This window comes from Flavobacterium orientale (assembly GCF_014638005.1).
GTDB lineage: Bacteria > Bacteroidota > Bacteroidia > Flavobacteriales > Flavobacteriaceae > Flavobacterium > Flavobacterium orientale.
Genome location: NZ_BMFG01000006.1, coordinates 96,192 through 112,474 on the forward strand (window position 1 = coordinate 96,192; position 16,283 = coordinate 112,474).

16 protein-coding genes and 1 pseudogene are annotated in these 16,283 nt (G+C 33.1%); 13 read left to right on the forward strand and 4 right to left on the reverse strand.

Annotated elements, in window-relative coordinates; all coding sequences use genetic code 11:
• Positions 1 to 85: 85 nt before the first annotated feature.
• The 3 genes and pseudogenes from tsaE to IEV15_RS09035 all read right to left on the reverse strand — a co-directional run bounded on the left by tsaE (position 86) and on the right by IEV15_RS09035 (position 2,600).
• Positions 86 to 490 (reverse strand): tRNA (adenosine(37)-N6)-threonylcarbamoyltransferase complex ATPase subunit type 1 TsaE, encoded by a 405-nt coding sequence (tsaE, locus tag IEV15_RS09025; protein ID WP_188362198.1) that lies wholly within the window; start codon positions 488 to 490, stop codon positions 86 to 88.
• Between the two features lie 22 nt (positions 491 to 512).
• Positions 513 to 2,066: a T9SS response regulator signal transducer PorX gene (gene porX / locus IEV15_RS09030; protein ID WP_188362199.1), complete on the reverse strand. Its 1,554-nt coding sequence runs from the start codon at positions 2,064 to 2,066 to the stop codon at positions 513 to 515.
• A 141-nt stretch (positions 2,067 to 2,207) separates the two neighbouring features.
• Positions 2,208 to 2,600 (reverse strand): annotated as a pseudogene (locus IEV15_RS09035) (DUF1398 domain-containing protein).
• Positions 2,601 to 2,758: 158 nt separating this feature from the next.
• On the opposite strand from IEV15_RS09035, the gene IEV15_RS09040 reads away from it, so the two are divergent.
• The 13 genes from IEV15_RS09040 to IEV15_RS09100 all read left to right on the forward strand — a co-directional run bounded on the left by IEV15_RS09040 (position 2,759) and on the right by IEV15_RS09100 (position 15,482).
• The gene (locus tag IEV15_RS09040; RefSeq protein WP_188362200.1) at positions 2,759 to 4,000 is read left to right on the forward strand and encodes an HD domain-containing protein; all 1,242 of its coding nucleotides are present in this window, start codon (positions 2,759 to 2,761) and stop codon (positions 3,998 to 4,000) included.
• 27 nt (positions 4,001 to 4,027) lie between these two features.
• Complete coding sequence (gene lpxD, locus IEV15_RS09045) at positions 4,028 to 5,047, forward strand: UDP-3-O-(3-hydroxymyristoyl)glucosamine N-acyltransferase (RefSeq protein ID WP_188362201.1); 1,020 nt, start codon at positions 4,028 to 4,030, stop codon at positions 5,045 to 5,047.
• 11 nt (positions 5,048 to 5,058) lie between these two features.
• On the forward strand, positions 5,059 to 6,447 hold the full coding sequence (locus IEV15_RS09050) for a bifunctional UDP-3-O-[3-hydroxymyristoyl] N-acetylglucosamine deacetylase/3-hydroxyacyl-ACP dehydratase (RefSeq protein ID WP_188362202.1): 1,389 nt from the start codon (positions 5,059 to 5,061) through the stop codon (positions 6,445 to 6,447).
• 10 nt (positions 6,448 to 6,457) lie between these two features.
• A complete protein-coding gene (gene lpxA / locus IEV15_RS09055) occupies positions 6,458 to 7,243 on the forward strand; it encodes an acyl-ACP--UDP-N-acetylglucosamine O-acyltransferase (protein ID WP_188362203.1) in 786 nt (261 codons plus the stop codon).
• An 88-nt stretch (positions 7,244 to 7,331) separates the two neighbouring features.
• Positions 7,332 to 7,898 carry an elongation factor P gene (efp, locus tag IEV15_RS09060; RefSeq protein WP_188362204.1) on the forward strand — a complete coding sequence of 189 codons (567 nt, stop codon included), beginning with the start codon at positions 7,332 to 7,334 and terminating at the stop codon, positions 7,896 to 7,898.
• 56 nt (positions 7,899 to 7,954) lie between these two features.
• Positions 7,955 to 8,884 (forward strand): UDP-3-O-(3-hydroxymyristoyl)glucosamine N-acyltransferase, encoded by a 930-nt coding sequence (locus IEV15_RS09065; protein ID WP_188362205.1) that lies wholly within the window; start codon positions 7,955 to 7,957, stop codon positions 8,882 to 8,884.
• 1 nt (position 8,885) lies between these two features.
• The gene (locus IEV15_RS09070; RefSeq protein WP_188362206.1) at positions 8,886 to 9,248 is read left to right on the forward strand and encodes a nuclear transport factor 2 family protein; all 363 of its coding nucleotides are present in this window, start codon (positions 8,886 to 8,888) and stop codon (positions 9,246 to 9,248) included.
• A gap of 99 nt (positions 9,249 to 9,347) precedes the next feature.
• Positions 9,348 to 10,220, forward strand: coding sequence for a succinate--CoA ligase subunit alpha (sucD, locus tag IEV15_RS09075; protein WP_188362207.1), 873 nt, complete (start codon positions 9,348 to 9,350; stop codon positions 10,218 to 10,220).
• Positions 10,221 to 10,297: 77 nt separating this feature from the next.
• Complete coding sequence (locus IEV15_RS09080; RefSeq protein ID WP_188362208.1) at positions 10,298 to 10,726, forward strand: hypothetical protein; 429 nt, start codon at positions 10,298 to 10,300, stop codon at positions 10,724 to 10,726.
• 47 nt (positions 10,727 to 10,773) lie between these two features.
• Positions 10,774 to 11,307, forward strand: a complete 534-nt coding sequence (locus tag IEV15_RS09085) for a DUF1697 domain-containing protein (protein ID WP_188362209.1) — start codon at positions 10,774 to 10,776, stop codon at positions 11,305 to 11,307.
• Positions 11,308 to 11,421: 114 nt separating this feature from the next.
• A complete protein-coding gene (locus tag IEV15_RS09090) occupies positions 11,422 to 12,300 on the forward strand; it encodes a pirin family protein (protein WP_188362210.1) in 879 nt (292 codons plus the stop codon).
• Between the two features lie 153 nt (positions 12,301 to 12,453).
• Positions 12,454 to 13,200, forward strand: a complete 747-nt coding sequence (gene fabG / locus IEV15_RS09095) for a 3-oxoacyl-[acyl-carrier-protein] reductase (RefSeq protein ID WP_188362211.1) — start codon at positions 12,454 to 12,456, stop codon at positions 13,198 to 13,200.
• Positions 13,201 to 13,454: 254 nt separating this feature from the next.
• Positions 13,455 to 15,482, forward strand: coding sequence for a hypothetical protein (locus IEV15_RS09100; protein ID WP_188362212.1), 2,028 nt, complete (start codon positions 13,455 to 13,457; stop codon positions 15,480 to 15,482).
• Here the strand turns inward: IEV15_RS09100 and IEV15_RS09105 are convergent.
• On the reverse strand, positions 15,479 to 16,213 hold the full coding sequence (locus IEV15_RS09105; RefSeq protein ID WP_188362213.1) for a YoaK family protein: 735 nt from the start codon (positions 16,211 to 16,213) through the stop codon (positions 15,479 to 15,481). The two genes, IEV15_RS09100 and IEV15_RS09105, sit on opposite strands and share 4 nt — an antisense overlap.
• Positions 16,214 to 16,283 lie beyond the last annotated feature (70 nt).

Here is a 16,283-nt window from a genome sequence, read left to right on the forward strand (position 1 = left end):
TAAGGTTATGGAAATTAACGACTAATTTAGGGATTTTTTTTTATTCGTAAACAATTTTATTTTTGCTACGTCAACTAATTTAAAATTAAGTAATGGTTAGTTTTCTTTTTCCATCTTCTAAAGTTTCAATGGAAAGAACGGTGTGGTTTTCAGGAATCAAATTCGGAATTTTTTCCGCCCATTCAATAAAACACCAATGTCCGGAATACAAATAGTCTTCAATACCAAAATCCAAAGCTTCCAATTCGTTTTTTAATCGATACACATCAAAATGGTACATTAATCCATCTGCCGTTTCATATTCATTTACTAATGAAAAAGTAGGACTTGAAGTCGTGTTTTCAACTCCAAGTGCTTTTGCTACTTCTTTTATGAAAGTGGTTTTTCCGGCACCCATTTCGCCATGAAATACAACCACCCGTTGGGGTTTTGCATTTAAAAAAAACCGAACCGCCTCATGAATTGTGGTTAAATCAAAACAATATGTCATTACTTAAACGTGTATTTTTTTGTTATTTTGGATTGAAAACCAAAAAGGGCACAATCATTTCTTCTAAAGAAATACCACCGTGTTGATAGGTATTTCGGTAATAACTCACATAATGATTGTAATTGTTTACATAGGCCAAAAACAAATCATTTTTTGCAAAAATAAACGAACTACTCATATTGATAGCCGGTAAACCTACTTTTTTTGGGTCTTTGATTACAAAAACATCTTTGTCTTCATAAGTCAAACTTCTTCCGGTTTTATAACGAAGGTTTAAACTCGTGTTTTTGTCACCAATAACTTTGGATGGATTTTTAACGTTAATGGTGCCATGATCGGTTGTCAAGATGAGTTTGAAACCCATTTGTTGTGCCAATTGAATCATTTCTAAAAGAGGAGAGTTTTTAAACCAGCTTAAAGTCAATGAACGATAGGCTTTGTCATTAGAAGCCAATTCTTTTACCACATCCATTTCAGTTTTGGCATGTGAAAGCATGTCTACAAAATTATAAACAATCGTGGTTAAATCATTGTTTTTTAGTCCTTTGAAATTTTCGACTAATTTTTTTCCATCTTTAAAATTGGTTATTTTAAAATAGTCACTCTTAATGTTTAAACCTAAACGTTTGAGTTGAGCTTCTAAAAATTCGCCTTCATAAAGGTTTTTTCCGCCGTCTTCTACATCGTTTTTCCAATATTGAGGAAATTGTTTTTCCATTTCAAGAGGCGTTAAGCCCGAAAAAATGGCATTTCTGGCATATTGTGTTGCTGTAGGAAGCATCGCATAATAAGCATATTCTTTTTCTAATTTGTAGTGATTGTTTATCACACTTTCAAACGCTTTCCATTGATCGTAACGCAAATTGTCAATAACAACAAACAAAACAGGGTTGTCTTTCTTTACAAGTTCCGGCACCACATATTCTCTAAATAATTTATGCGATAACACGGGTTTGTCAGCTTTTTCATCAAACCAATTTTCGTAGTTTTTTTCGATGAATTTCCCAAACTGCATGTTTGCTTCTGTCTTTTGTGATTCTAAAATTGAAATCAACCCTTGGTCTTCAATGTTTTCTAATTCCAATTCCCAAAACAATAACCGTTTGTACAAATCAGTCCAATCCTCAAAAGAGTTCACCATTGCCATATCCATGGCAATTTTGCGAAACTCTTTTTGATAATCTAAAGTGGTTTTTTCAGTAATTAATCGGGAATGATCTAAGTTCTTTTTTAAACTCAATAAAATTTGATTTGGATTTACAGGTTTAATCAAATAGTCTGCAATTTTTGAACCGATAGCTTCTTCCATGATATATTCCTCTTCACTTTTTGTAATCATAATCATGGGAATGGAAGATTTTAATTCTTTCATTTCTGATAAGGTTTCCAAACCACTCATTCCGGGCATGTTTTCATCCAAAAAAACAATATCAAAGTTGTCATTTTCAAAAATATCAATGGCATCTCTACCGTTGTTGCAGGTAGTTACATTGTAGTTTTTTGATTCTAAAAAAAGAATATGGGGTTTTAATAAATCAATTTCATCATCAACCCAAAGAATTTTTATGTTGTTCATTGTTTTGTTATCTATTTATGAGGGCAAGTTAGGAAATCACCAACGAAAGAAATTACAAAGTTATTGTAAATGTTACTATAAATTAGTTAAAAGTCACAGTGGACCTTGTTGTATGCTTTTTATGAAATACACGAGGCCCAATTACATGCCGGGTATTTCTTCAGAAAGTAGTTTATTTCCTTTCAAATCATAATAAGTACAAGTCATTTTATCTAGGCAAACTACCCATTTTTCAATTCCAGATTTAGCACAATCATTGCAAAAGGTGATGTAATTTGTTTTTCCTTGTTGGTGTGCCTTTAAATCGGCACTAAATTGTTCTTAGTTGGAAGTTGTAGCAATTTTTAAAGATTCATATTTTGGAGTTGAATCTACTTGAAAGTTATTTAATCCCTTATAAATGGTTCTTCCGTCTGAAACAAACGCATCGTAACTTGTAATACCAATAGATTTTAAGTCTTGAATGTAGGCAGGAAAATCAGCACCTGATTTAACCTTGCTATGAGCTGCTTTAATTTGTTCTATTGTAAACATATTATACTTATTTAATTGAGAATAAAATTTTTTATTGTTATGTAAAAATACATTTTTTGTGGTTTGAATCGTATCTATTTATAAAGAATTAATGGTGGTTTTTTTGAAACTACAACCCTATAAAATTTCGTTATATTTGCACTCAAATTACTTACACTTTGAGTTACACCAATAAACTTAAAATCTTTAACGATCCGATATATGGTTTTATAACCATTCCAAACGAATTTATTTTTGATTTGGTGCAACATCCTTATTTTCAACGATTGCGTCGTGTTTCACAAATGGGATTATCTTATTTGGTTTATCCCGGAGCTCATCACACCCGTTTTCACCATGCTTTAGGAGCAATGCATCTCATGCAAAAAGCGGTAGAGGTACTTCGTTTTAAAGGTGTCGCACTTTCCAAAGATGAAGAAACGGCATTGTATTGTGCGATTTTATTGCACGATATTGGACATGGTCCTTTTTCACATGCTTTAGAACAAAGTATTGTTGAAAAGTTACATCACGAAGAACTTTCTTTGTTGTTCATGAATCGTTTGAATTTAGAACTTGAAGGAAAATTATCGTTGGCAATTCAAATTTTTAAAGGAGATTATCACCGAAAATTTATGCTACAATTGATATCAAGTCAATTAGATATGGACCGAATGGACTATCTAAAACGAGATAGTTTTTATTCAGGTGTTGCTGAGGGAAATATCAATTCTGATCGATTGATACAAATGCTTAATGTGGTAAATGACGAATTGGTTTTGGAAGAAAAAGCAATTTATTCTATCGAAAAGTTTTTGATGGCCAGACGTTTGATGTATTGGCAAGCCTATCTTCATAAAACCAGTTTGGTGGCTGAGCTCATGTTGATTAGAGTCTTTAAACGAGCGAAAGAACTTTTACAAAAAGGAACTGATTTATCATGTAGCAAACCATTAAAATTCTTTTTGCAGAATAGAATTGAATATTCTGATTTTAATAATGCTACATTAGATCAATTTGCTCAACTTGACGATTTTGATATTATAAGTGCTATTAAAGTTTGGCAACACGAATCGGATTTCATTTTAAGCTCATTGAGTAGAATGCTACTTCATCGTGATTTATTAAAAATAAAAGTAAGTAATGATAAGTTTGAAAAAGAGTCACTTACCCCGTTAAAACAAAAACTTGTAAGTATTTATCCTATTTCATTGGCTGAGACTGATTATTTTATTTTTAAGGGAAAAATCAAAACATTAGGTTATAATAAAGTAATTGAACCAATTAAAATTGTGAAGAAAGACCGAACAGTTGAAGATGTTGTTGTTGCTTCGGATCAATTAAATTCAAAGGCTTTTTCTAAACCTGTGACTAAATTCTACAGTTGTTTTCCAAAAGTACTAACAGAAAGTAGTAAATAATAGGTAGTTTTTTATATTTTTGTCGGAATGAAATTTACTGCAACTCAAATAGCAAGCATTTTAGAAGGCGATGTCGTTGGCAACCCCAACGCAGAAGTCTATAAACTGTCAAAAATTGAAGAAGGCTCAGAAGGTTCGTTGACTTTTTTGGCTAATCCAAAATATAATAACTACATCTATTCTACAAATGCATCTATTGCAATTGTAAACAAAACATTTATTCCTGAGTTTGATTTATCAGTTACTTTAATCAAGGTAGAAGATGCTTATAAATCGTTCTCTAAATTATTAGAATATTACAATCAGGTAAAACTAATGAAGTCAGGAATCGAGCAACCCACTGTTATCTCTGATGAAGTGACTTACGGTGATGGTTTGTATCTTGGTAGCTTCAGTTATATAGGTAAAAATGTAAAAATTGGAACCAATGTAAAGATTTATCCGAATAGTTTTATTGGTGATAATGTTACAATTGGTGATAATTGTATATTTTTCGCCGGTGTACGAATTTATTCAGAAAGCGAAATAGGTAATAATTGCACCATTCATTCGGGAACAATTATTGGTTCTGATGGATTTGGTTTTGCACCAAAACCTGATGGTACTTATGATAAAGTGCCACAAATAGGTAATGTTATCATTGAAGATAATGTAGAGATTGGTTCTTGTTCCACAATAGACAGAGCAACTTTAGGGTCAACCATCATTCGTAAAGGAGTGAAATTAGACAATCAAATTCAAGTGGCTCATAATGTTGAAATTGGAGAGAATACAGTGATAGCGGCTCAAACCGGTATTGCAGGTTCTACAAAAATTGGTAAAAATTGCTTAATTGGCGGACAAGTAGGAATTGCAGGTCATCTAGTGATAGGTGATGGTGTAAGAATACAAGCTCAATCCGGAATTGGTAAAAACTTAAAAGAAGGAGAAACAGTTCAAGGTTCTCCGGCATTCAATTATGGTGACTTTTCCAAGTCGTATGTTCATTTTAAGAACCTACCAAAACTGATTAATGACTTAGAACAAATTAAAAAAGATATAAAATAAAATTTAAAATTATGGTTAAGCAAAAAACCATTCAAAACGAAATTACTTTAAAAGGTGTTGGTTTACATACGGGTAAAGAAGTTACTATGACATTCAAACCGGCACCAGTAAATAATGGCTTTACTTTTGTTCGTGTTGATTTAGAAGGAAGTCCAATCATTGAGGCTGATGCTAATTATGTTGTAAATACACAACGAGGAACTAACTTAGAAAAAAATGCGGTTAAAATTCAAACCTCCGAACACGTTCTTGCTGCTTGTGTGGGTTGTGATATTGACAATTTGATAATTGAATTAAACGCATCTGAGCCTCCAATCATGGATGGTTCTTCAAAATATTTTGTGGAAGCACTAGAAACAGCAGGAGTTGTTGAACAAGATGCCGAAAGAAATGTGTATGTAGTAAAAGAAGTTATTTCTTATACTGATGAATCTACAGGAAGTGAAATTTTAGTAATGCCTTGTGATACCTATCAAGTAACTGCAATGGTTGATTTTGGTACGAAAGTATTAGGGACACAGAATGCTAATTTGAAATGTGTATCTGATTTCAAAAAAGAAATTGCCAATGCGAGAACGTTTAGTTTTTTGCATGAATTGGAAACCCTTTTAGAAAACGGACTAATTAAAGGTGGCGACTTGAATAATGCTATTGTTTATGTGGATAAAGAAATATCGCCATCAACAATGGAAAACCTTAGAGTTGCTTTTGGAAAAGATAAAATATCAGTTAAACCAAACGGAATTTTAGATAATTTAACCTTGCATTATCCAAACGAAGCGGCACGTCATAAACTATTAGATGTGGTGGGTGATTTGGCTTTGATTGGAACACGAATTCAAGGGAAGGTAATTGCAAACAAACCCGGACATTTTGTCAATACACAATTTGCAAAAAAACTATCTAAGATTATTAAAATAGAACAACGCAATCAAGTGCCAACTTATGATTTACATCAAGAACCTTTGATGGATATACATAAAATCATGGCAATGCTTCCCCATAGACCACCATTTTTATTGATTGATAAAATATTTGAATTATCAGATAAACATGTTGTAGGTTTGAAGAATGTAACAATGAATGAGCCGTTTTTTATAGGCCACTTTCCGGATGCTCCTGTAATGCCTGGCGTTTTGATTGTTGAAGCGATGGCTCAAACCGGTGGAATTTTGGTTTTAAGCACAGTACCGGATCCGGAGAATTACCTGACCTATTTTATGAAAATTGATAATGTGAAATTCAAACATAAAGTATTACCCGGTGATACCTTAATTTTTAAATGTGATTTAATATCACCTATTCGTAGAGGTATTTGTCACATGCAAGCCAACGCTTATGCTAACGGAAAATTAGTTGCTGAAGCAGAATTGATGGCACAAATAGCAAAAAAGAACTAATAAAGTAAGTATGAATCAACCTTTAGCATACGTCCATCCCGGAGCAAAAATTGCAAAAAATGTAGTAATCGAACCTTTTACTACTATCAATAATAATGTAATAATTGGCGAAGGCACTTGGATTGGCTCCAATGTTACCATCATGGAAGGTGCCCGAATTGGAAAGAATTGTAATATATTTCCAGGTGCCGTAATTTCTGCTGTGCCACAAGATTTAAAATTTGGCGGTGAAGATTCACTGGCCATAATTGGTGATAATACAACAATTAGAGAATGTGTAACGATTAATAGAGGAACAGTTGCTTCCGGTCAGACAACCATTGGTAAGAATTGTTTAATTATGGCAACGGCTCACGTTGCTCATGATTGTCATATTGGTGATAATGCGATTATAGTAAACGGCGTTGCTTTAGCAGGACACGTTACAGTTGGAAATTTTGCAATCATTGGCGGTTTAGCAGCAGTACATCAGTTTATAAATATTGGAGATCATGCTATGATTTCGGGAGGTTCCTTAGTGAGAAAAGACGTTCCACCTTTTACAAAAGCAGCAAAAGAACCACTTTCTTATGTGGGAATTAATTCAGTTGGTTTGAGAAGAAGAGGTTTTACTTCAGAAAAAATTAGAGAGATTCAAGAAATTTACAGAATACTATATCAAAAGAATTACAATACATCACAAGCTGTAAGCATTATAGAAGCCGAAATGGCTGCTTCTCCGGAACGTGATGAGATTCTTCAATTTATTCGAAACTCGTCAAGAGGAGTTATGAAAGGATACACAGGGGTTTATTAATGAGTTAATTGGTAAAAGGCAATGGGTAATAGGAACGTTTTTTCTACGTTCAAAAAAAATTAAATTTAAAATTCAAAATAAAAAAGTAATGGCAAGTACATCAGATATTAGAAACGGATTATGTATCAAACACAACCACGATATTTATAAAATCATTGAATTTCTTCACGTGAAACCGGGTAAAGGTCCGGCTTTTGTTAGAACAAAATTAAAAAGTTTAACTAACGGAAAAGTTTTAGATAATACTTTTTCAGCCGGTCATAAAATTGATGTTGTTCGTGTTGAAACACATACTTTTCAGTTTTTATATTCTGAAGGAACTGAGTTTTATTTCATGAATACTGAAAGTTTCGAGCAAATTACATTGAATAAAGATGTATTAGATGCACCGGATTTATTGAAAGAAGGAACCAACGTAATGGTTCAAATCAATACGGAAACTGATTTGCCATTGTCTGTTGATATGCCGGCTTCAATTATTTTAGAAGTAACTTACACAGAACCTGGAGTTAAAGGAAATACAGCTACAAATGCTACAAAACCTGCAAAAGTAGAAACAGGAGCTTCTGTAAATGTGCCGTTGTTTATTAATGAAGGTGATAAAATTAAAATAGATACCGCTTCGGGTAATTACATGGAGCGTGTAAAAGAATAATTACAAAAATCAATTTCAATTACAAAAATCAATTTCAATAACAAATTTCAAGTTTTATGAAATTTCCAAAAACACATTCGCTTAAAGAAATAGCTCAAATTATTGGTAGTGAATTTGTTGGTGATGAAAATTTTCCGGTTCAAGGTATGAATGAAATTCATGTGGTTGAACCCGGTGATATTGTTTTTGTTGATCATCCAAAATATTATGACAAAGCTTTAAAATCTACGGCAACAATTGTTTTAATTAACAAAGAAGTTGATTGTCCGGAGGGAAAAGCGTTGTTGATTTCTGATGATCCTTTTCGTGATTTTAATAAATTGACCAATCATTTCAGACCTTTTACTTTTTCAAATGTATCTATTGCATCTTCCGCTCAAATTGGTGCGGAAACTGTAATTCAACCCAATTGTTTCATTGGAAATCATGTGAAAATCGGGTCTAATTGTTTGATTCATGCTAATGTCACTATTTATGACCATTGTATAATTGGTGATAACGTAATTATTCAAGCCGGAACCATTATCGGAGCTGATGCTTTTTATTATAAAAAACGTCCGGAAGGCTTTGATCAATTATTATCAGGAGGAAGAGTAGTGGTGAAGGATAATGTTGGAATAGGAGCTTTGTGTACCATCGACAGAGGCGTTACAGGAGATACTACAATTGGAGCCGGAACAAAAATTGATAACCAAGTACATGTTGGTCATGATACTGTTATCGGAAATAAGTGTCTGATTGCTGCTCAAACCGGAATTGCCGGTTGCGTAATTATTGAAGATGAGGTAACACTTTGGGGACAAGTTGGTACTACAAGTGGAATAACTATAGGAACCAAAGCTGTAATTATGGGGCAAACCGGTGTAACTAAATCAGTACCTGGTGGAAAAACTTATTTTGGAACACCAATTGAAGAATCCAGAGAAAAGTTAAAAGAATTGGCTTACGTAAAAAGGATACCAGAAATTTTAGAAAAATTGAAATAAGATGAATGCTAAAGAAATTGTATTAGATTTTTATAATTCAGATGCTTTATCTAATCCCGAATTAATGGATTCTTTTTTGCATCCTGATGTTGTTTTAGAATGGAACAGTAGTAAAGGTTTTGTGAAAAAATCACGAGAGGATTTACTTGCATTGGCTGGAGAATTAAAAATTGCTTATGTTTCTTCCATTGTACAAATTCATCATATTGTAGCAGAAAACAATGAGGTTGCGGTTCGATATACTCATTTTGCCACAACAATAGAAAATCCAAATCACATCAATGTCTTAGCTAATTTTTTTGTTGTTTGGGAAGTTCAAGACGGTAAACTTTTTAAAGGTTATCAAATGAGTCAATTACCTTAGTTAAAATTAAATGTTTAATTAATAAAAATTTACTTGAGAATTTCGCATCAAAAACCTACTTTTGCATCACCATTTTAAATATAATTTAATAAAAATATCATGAGCGTTTTAGTTAATAAAGATTCAAAAATAATTGTTCAAGGTTTTACAGGTAGTGAAGGAACATTTCACGCTTCACAAATGATTGAATATGGTACTAATGTTGTTGGAGGAGTTACTCCCGGAAAAGGAGGATCAACCCATTTAGACCGTCCTGTCTTCAATACAGTGAAAGATGCTGTAGAACAAGCCGGAGCTGATACCACTATTATTTTTGTACCACCTGCCTTTGCTGCTGATGCCATTATGGAAGCTGCTGATGCCGGAATTAAAGTAATTATTACAATCACAGAAGGAATTCCTGTTGCTGATATGATTAAAGCATATGCTTATATAAAAACTAAAGGTTGTCGTTTAATCGGTCCAAACTGTCCGGGTGTTATCACTCCTGAAGAAGCGAAAGTAGGTATTATGCCGGGCTTTGTTTTCAAAAAAGGAAATGTGGGTATCGTTTCAAAATCAGGAACGTTAACCTATGAAGCGGCAGACCAAGTTGTAAAACAAGGATTAGGAATTACCACCGCTATCGGAATTGGTGGAGATCCAATCATCGGAACTACAACCAAAGAAGCAGTAGAATTATTAATGAATGATCCAGAAACACATTGTATCGTAATGATTGGTGAAATCGGAGGACAATTAGAAGCCGATGCTGCAAAATGGATTAAAGCTGACGGAAACCGCAAACCAGTTGTTGGTTTTATCGCTGGTGAAACGGCTCCAAAAGGACGTACAATGGGCCACGCAGGTGCTATTGTTGGTGGTGCAGATGATACAGCCGAAGCTAAGAAAAGAATCATGAGAGAAAGCGGGATTCACGTAGTAGATTCACCGGCTGAAATTGGTAAAAAAGTAAAAGAAGTTTTAGGATAATCATCCAAAAATATAAAGTTATGATAAGCCTTGATTAGTCAGGGCTTATTTTTTTTAATATAAAATAGAAGAATAAAATGTATAAAGAAGTAAGCAAATTTAAAAATAGTGGCAGTTTTCAATTTTCGTCAAGCGATGATTTGGAAATGGTTTGTAATGCACCGAATGATGCCAGTGGCGTTTTTTTGGTTTATGCTATTCAAGAAGAAAATAGAGAATTAATCATGGTCGGTTCTACCGGAACAGTTCAAAATGATGGAACGTTGAAAGCTAAAAATGGTGGCCTGTATGATAAAATCGTAAACGGTCATCAATTTGCTAAAACCGCACGAAAATATTCTTGGAAAACCCAATTAAAACTAGAGAAAATTGAAGCGGTTGAGGTTTTTTGGTATGAAACTTATAACAGCAAAACCAAAGTAATTCCAACGTTTGTGGAAGGACAAATTTTGCAATTGTTTTTAAAGGAGAACGGAAAGTTGCCGAGGTGGAATGTGGCTTTTTAAAAAGATTAAGTAAATTACTATTTTTAATAAATCAATAAACAATTCTAATGAAACACTTAGCACTATTAAGAGGCATCAACGTATCCGGTCACAACATGATTAAAATGGATATTTTAAAAAACCTACTTGAAAATGTTGGATTTAAAAATGTGGAAACCTACGTTCAATCCGGAAATGTGTTTTTAGAATCGGATGATGTAAATGCTCAAAGTGTTGGTTTTACTATTAAACAAGAAATTGCAAAACAATTAGGTTTAGATGTTCCGGTCATAGTAATCAGTAAAACTGACTTAGAAAAATGCCTGACTAATAATCCTTTCTTTAATAAAAAAGAGGTGGATACAAAGAAACTATACGTGGCCTTTATTTCAAAAGAATTAAACAATTCTGCATTGAACGAATTAAAAATAAGTCAATTCAAACCCGATGAAGCTTTTATAGATGGAAATAGAATCTACATGAAATTAGAAACCGGTGCGGGAAATACACGATTAACTCAAAAATACATCGAAAAAAAGTTGAATGTAACGGCTACAAGTCGAAATTGGAATACGGTGAATAAGTTGATTGAGTTGTTTTAGGAGGTTAATAGTTTAAGGGATTAAAAGTTTAAGAATTTAAAGGTTTAAAAGTTCTACATCGATAGAGCTTTTTTTATGTCCTAAGTTTTCTTTATTTTTATAAAAACTTCCATCATGTCAAATATTGATTTAATTATTGAAGAACGAAGTCGCGATATCGGCGATTTTTTGGTAGGTAGAATTCTTCCTTTTCGTAAAAAAAGAATGGTCGGCCCTTTTATTTTTATCGATCATATGGGACCAACAGAATTAGGGCCTGAAAAATATATGGATGTTGATCAGCACCCTCACATTGGTTTAGCAACATTGACATTTTTGTTAGAAGGAGCGATTATGCACGAAGATAGTTTAGGAACCAAAGTCAAAATCCAACCCGGATCGGTGAATTGGATGGTTGCAGGAAGCGGCGTCACACACACAGAACGAACACCACAAGAACTCAGAAACGGAAACGTTTTTACGATGCACGGCTATCAAATTTGGGTCGCACTTCCCAAAGAAAAAGAATTTATGACGCCCGAATTCCATCATTTTGATGCGAACGAATTACCACAATGGCAGGAGGGAAGCACGCAATTTAAAGTCGTTGCCGGAACCGCTTTCGGAAAAACTTCGCCCGTTCCTGTATTTTCAGATCTTTTTATGGTGGAGATTAAAGCCGAAAAAAAATACCTACTTCAAATCAATGGACAAGTGCGAGGCGAAATCGGAATTTGCATCGTTGAAGGTTCCATTCAAGCCTGTGACAATCACGTAGAAAAAGGAAATATGTTAGTCTCCAAAACGGAAGACGCGTGTTCGTTGACGATTCATCCCAACTCGCACATCATTCTCTTTGGCGGACAACCATTTGAACAAGAACGTCATATATTTTGGAATTTTGTAGCTTCCGATGCATCAACTATTGAAAAGGCAAAAGAAAATTGGAAGAATAAAACCTTTCCAAGAGTGCAAAACGACAATAGTTATGTTCCTTTACCCGAAGGTTTTTAAAATTCAAATTCAAATTTAATTTTTAATTCAACATCAAAATAAATATACAGAATTGTATATTATTTAACTACAAAACACAGATAGTCCAGTCAATTCTGCCAAAAGAATTACTTATATTTGTGGTTTAAATCTAACAAAACAAACTAACATTGTATGAAATTATTAGAAGGAAAAGTAGCCATCATCACCGGAGCCAGTCGCGGAATTGGTAGTGGCATCGCTAAAGTTTTTGCTCAACATGGAGCAAATGTTGCATTCACTTATAGTTCGTCTGCAGAATCTGCTTTGGTTTTAGAGAATGAATTAAATGCAATAGGAATCAAAGCCAAAGGATACAAATCAAACGCAGCCGATTTTAACGATGCTCAAAAATTAGCCGAAGATGTAATTGCTGAGTTCGGCACTATCGATATATTAATCAACAATGCCGGAATAACAAAAGACAACCTCTTGATGAGAATGTCTGAAGAAGATTTTGATAAAGTAATCGAAATCAACTTAAAATCGGTTTTCAATATGACTAAAGCGGTTCAAAAAATCATGTTGAAAAACCGTAAAGGTTCTATCGTAAACATGAGTTCAGTTGTTGGTGTGAAAGGAAATGCCGGTCAAGCTAATTATGCTGCTTCAAAGGCTGGTATGATAGGTTTTACAAAATCAATTGCGTTAGAATTAGGTTCGCGTAACATCCGTTGCAACGCCATTGCTCCCGGATTTATCGAAACTGAAATGACCGGAAAATTAAACGAAGATGTCGTGCAAGGTTGGAGAGATTCCATCCCATTAAAACGTGGCGGAACACCGGAAGACGTTGCTAATGCTTGTCTTTTCTTAGCTTCCGATTTGAGTGCTTATGTAACCGGACAAGTGATGAATGTGGATGGTGGAATGTTGACTTAATTTGATTTTTTAATCATGAAAAATAAACAAATTATTGTACTTTTCATTCTAGGTTTTATCCTAACAATTTTTGGATCTTTATTAAAAATTATACATTTTGAAATAGGTCCATTAACGGGAAATCTCATTTTGACAATTGGAATGTTTACAAAAATTATAGCTGGAATTATTTTTATATTTAAGCTCCTCAGTAATAATGACAATAATTTTTTGAATAAATAGTTAACCAGTAGATAATAATTTTCTACAATAATATGAATAATTCCACCGTATTGCTTTTGCTCTTGTCAGTTTTGATAGCTGGTTTTATTTCGTATTTCCAATATTTTTACAAAGCCAATTCCAATTCTAAAATAAATTGGTTTTTGGCTTTTTTGCGTTTTTGTGCAATTTTGGGTTTGTTATTGTTACTTATAAATCCGCGATTGATTCAAAAATCATTTGAAACCATAAAAATGCCGTTACCTATTGTTGTTGATAATTCTTCTTCAATTGACGCTCTTAATTCCAAAGAAACAGTTCAAAAAGTGTATCAAGAGCTGGTGTCAAATGCTAAACTCAAAGAGAAATTTGACATACAACCCTATCGGTTTTCTAATGAATTTGAGGCGTCTGAAGAAATTGATTTTAAAGGAAATCAAACCCGATTAGATCTTGTTGCGAGCGGATTAAAAAATAATTTAAAAAACAGCAACCATCCAACGATTGTTTTGACTGATGGAAATCAAACGCAAGGCAATGATTATGTCTATTCTTTTGATGAAAATAAAAAGGTTTTTCCGGTTGTAATTGGAGACACGACTGCCGTTTTTGATTTAAAAATCAGCCAACTCAACGTAAACAAATACGCGTTTTTAAAAAATAAGTTTCCGGTTGAAGTCTTTTTAAACTATTCAGGAAATAAAAATGTAACAGCCAATTTTTCAATTTCACAAGGAAATACAATAGTTAGCAGACAATCGGTTTCTTTTTCTCCCAATCAAAGAGCTCAAATAATCTCAGTTTTGTTGCCGGCAGAAAAAATAGGTGTGCAAGTTTTTAAAGCATCCATTACCTCTTCTGAAACAGAAAAAAACACCTATAATAACAGTAAAAACTTTGCAGTTGAAGTGATTGATCAAAAATCGGAAGTTGCTATTATTTCGTCGATCAATCATCCTGATATTGGAGCTTTAAAACGATCAATTGAAACCAACCAACAACGAAAAGTAACGGTCCTAAAACCCAATCAAGTTCAATCATTGCAAGATTTTAATGTGTTGTTACTTTATCAACCAACAGCGGAATTTAAATCTGTTTTTGATAAAAACAAAGTAGCTAATTTGAACGCTTGGATAATTACCGGAGTGAATACAGATTATGCTTTTTTAAATCAAACACAAGAAGTTTTTGAATTCAAAATGATTCAACAACGCGAAGATTATCTGGCTACATTTTCATCACAATTCAACTTGTTTGCTACTGATAATATTGGTTTTGAAAACTTCCCACCATTGCAAAATGTTTTTGGAAACATGACAGCTAAAAGAACTTTTGAAACCTTGTTGGGTTCCAGAATTCGAAATGTTGATTTAGACACTCCTTTATTGGCTTATGATGAAAATAGTGGCGTTAGAACTGCTTTTTTGTTTGGTGAAAACATTTGGAAATGGCGTTTGCAAAGTCATGTTGATCATCAAAATTTTGAAAAGTTCGATATTTTTATAGATAAAACCATTCAGTTTTTAGCTTCAAATAATGCCAGAAAATCATTAATGGTTACCCATGAAAATTTTTATAACTCAGGAGATGCTATTGAAATAAATGCACAGTTTTTCAACAAAAATTATGAGTTTGATGAGAATGCCAGATTGTCAATTACAGTAAAAAATAAAGCTTCGAATCAAACCAAATCGTACGATTTATTAAAAGCTACAAATTCCTATAAAGTAAATTTAGACGGTCTTGCTGCCGGAAATTATTCGTTTACGGTAACCGAAAATAATTCCAAGACATCCTATTCCGGCTTTTTTGAAGTATTGGATTTTGAAATTGAAAAACAATTTGTAAACCCTGATTTTGCCAAGTTAAATCAGTTGGCGATACAAACTAATGGAGCTGTCTTTCTTCCTAGTCAGACTGAAACTTTAATTGAATCACTCATGCAAAATGAGGAATACAATGCAGTTCAAAAAGAAATAGTAAAAAAGACGCCTATTATCGATTGGGTTTGGTTGTTAGTTTTAATTTCAATTGCCTTAGCTTCGGAGTGGTTTATTCGAAAATATAACGGATTACTCTAATTTCTTCTAAAAATTTTGCGTTTCAATATATAATATCGAAAGCGTAAAAAGTCAAAATAAAGTGCCATAATCAATAAAACACTAGCTACTAAAAGTGTTTTTAATTGGAAATAGTGAAATAAAATTCCACCAATCAAACAGCCTGCAAAAAAGAAAGTTATGATTGAAATTCGCAACGTGATATTCTTTTCTAAAACTACTTTTTCACCTTCATTTTTTCTAAAAATGAGTTGCGATAAATCGATTCCTAAATCTGTAAATAGCCCTGTTAAATGCGTTGTTCTCACAACAGATTTGGAAACATTGGTAACCAAAGCATTTTGAATTCCCATTGCTAAAAGTAAAGCATACGTAAAAAATTGACTGTTTATGATAGTTAAATTTTTTTCAAAAAATGCGAAACCTACTAACGTAATCAGTAAAATTTCTACTAATAATGGATAAAAGTGAGGATTTTTACTTTTCTTCTTTAAAGCTAATTCTGTCAATAAATTAGATATAAAAGCACCAACCAAAAAGCACAATGTGAATAGCAAAAAAACCAATCCGGTAGCATAATCCTTCCTTGATAATTCTTCAGAAAAAAACGCAAAATGTCCTGTAACATTCGTTGTCAACACACCAAAAGCCAATAGTCCACAAACGTTTACAATTCCTGCAACCATAGAAAGCGTGGTCGCTAAGCGTAGGTTGTGTTTAAAAGTTCGGCTATTTCCCAGGTGTCGGAACATGATTAGGTTTTAATCAAAGGTAAATTCATTTTTCATTAAGTTTTCAATTTCATTTACTTTTTTTAAAATT

Excerpts from the sequence above, each read along its gene's own strand:
- tsaE (WP_188362198.1), bottom strand. The coding sequence starts at position 490 with ATGACATATTGTTTTGATTTAACCACAATTCATGAGGCGGTTCGGTTT.
- porX (WP_188362199.1), bottom strand. The coding sequence starts at position 2,066 with ATGAACAACATAAAAATTCTTTGGGTTGATGATGAAATTGATTTATTA.
- lpxD (WP_188362201.1), top strand. The coding sequence starts at position 4,028 with ATGAAATTTACTGCAACTCAAATAGCAAGCATTTTAGAAGGCGATGTC.
- IEV15_RS09050 (WP_188362202.1), top strand. The coding sequence starts at position 5,059 with ATGGTTAAGCAAAAAACCATTCAAAACGAAATTACTTTAAAAGGTGTT.
- lpxA (WP_188362203.1), top strand. The coding sequence starts at position 6,458 with ATGAATCAACCTTTAGCATACGTCCATCCCGGAGCAAAAATTGCAAAA.
- efp (WP_188362204.1), top strand. The coding sequence starts at position 7,332 with ATGGCAAGTACATCAGATATTAGAAACGGATTATGTATCAAACACAAC.
- IEV15_RS09065 (WP_188362205.1), top strand. The coding sequence starts at position 7,955 with ATGAAATTTCCAAAAACACATTCGCTTAAAGAAATAGCTCAAATTATT.
- IEV15_RS09070 (WP_188362206.1), top strand. The coding sequence starts at position 8,886 with ATGAATGCTAAAGAAATTGTATTAGATTTTTATAATTCAGATGCTTTA.
- sucD (WP_188362207.1), top strand. The coding sequence starts at position 9,348 with ATGAGCGTTTTAGTTAATAAAGATTCAAAAATAATTGTTCAAGGTTTT.
- IEV15_RS09080 (WP_188362208.1), top strand. The coding sequence starts at position 10,298 with ATGTATAAAGAAGTAAGCAAATTTAAAAATAGTGGCAGTTTTCAATTT.
- IEV15_RS09085 (WP_188362209.1), top strand. The coding sequence starts at position 10,774 with ATGAAACACTTAGCACTATTAAGAGGCATCAACGTATCCGGTCACAAC.
- IEV15_RS09090 (WP_188362210.1), top strand. The coding sequence starts at position 11,422 with ATGTCAAATATTGATTTAATTATTGAAGAACGAAGTCGCGATATCGGC.
- fabG (WP_188362211.1), top strand. The coding sequence starts at position 12,454 with ATGAAATTATTAGAAGGAAAAGTAGCCATCATCACCGGAGCCAGTCGC.
- IEV15_RS09100 (WP_188362212.1), top strand. The coding sequence starts at position 13,455 with ATGAATAATTCCACCGTATTGCTTTTGCTCTTGTCAGTTTTGATAGCT.
- IEV15_RS09105 (WP_188362213.1), bottom strand. The coding sequence starts at position 16,213 with ATGTTCCGACACCTGGGAAATAGCCGAACTTTTAAACACAACCTACGC.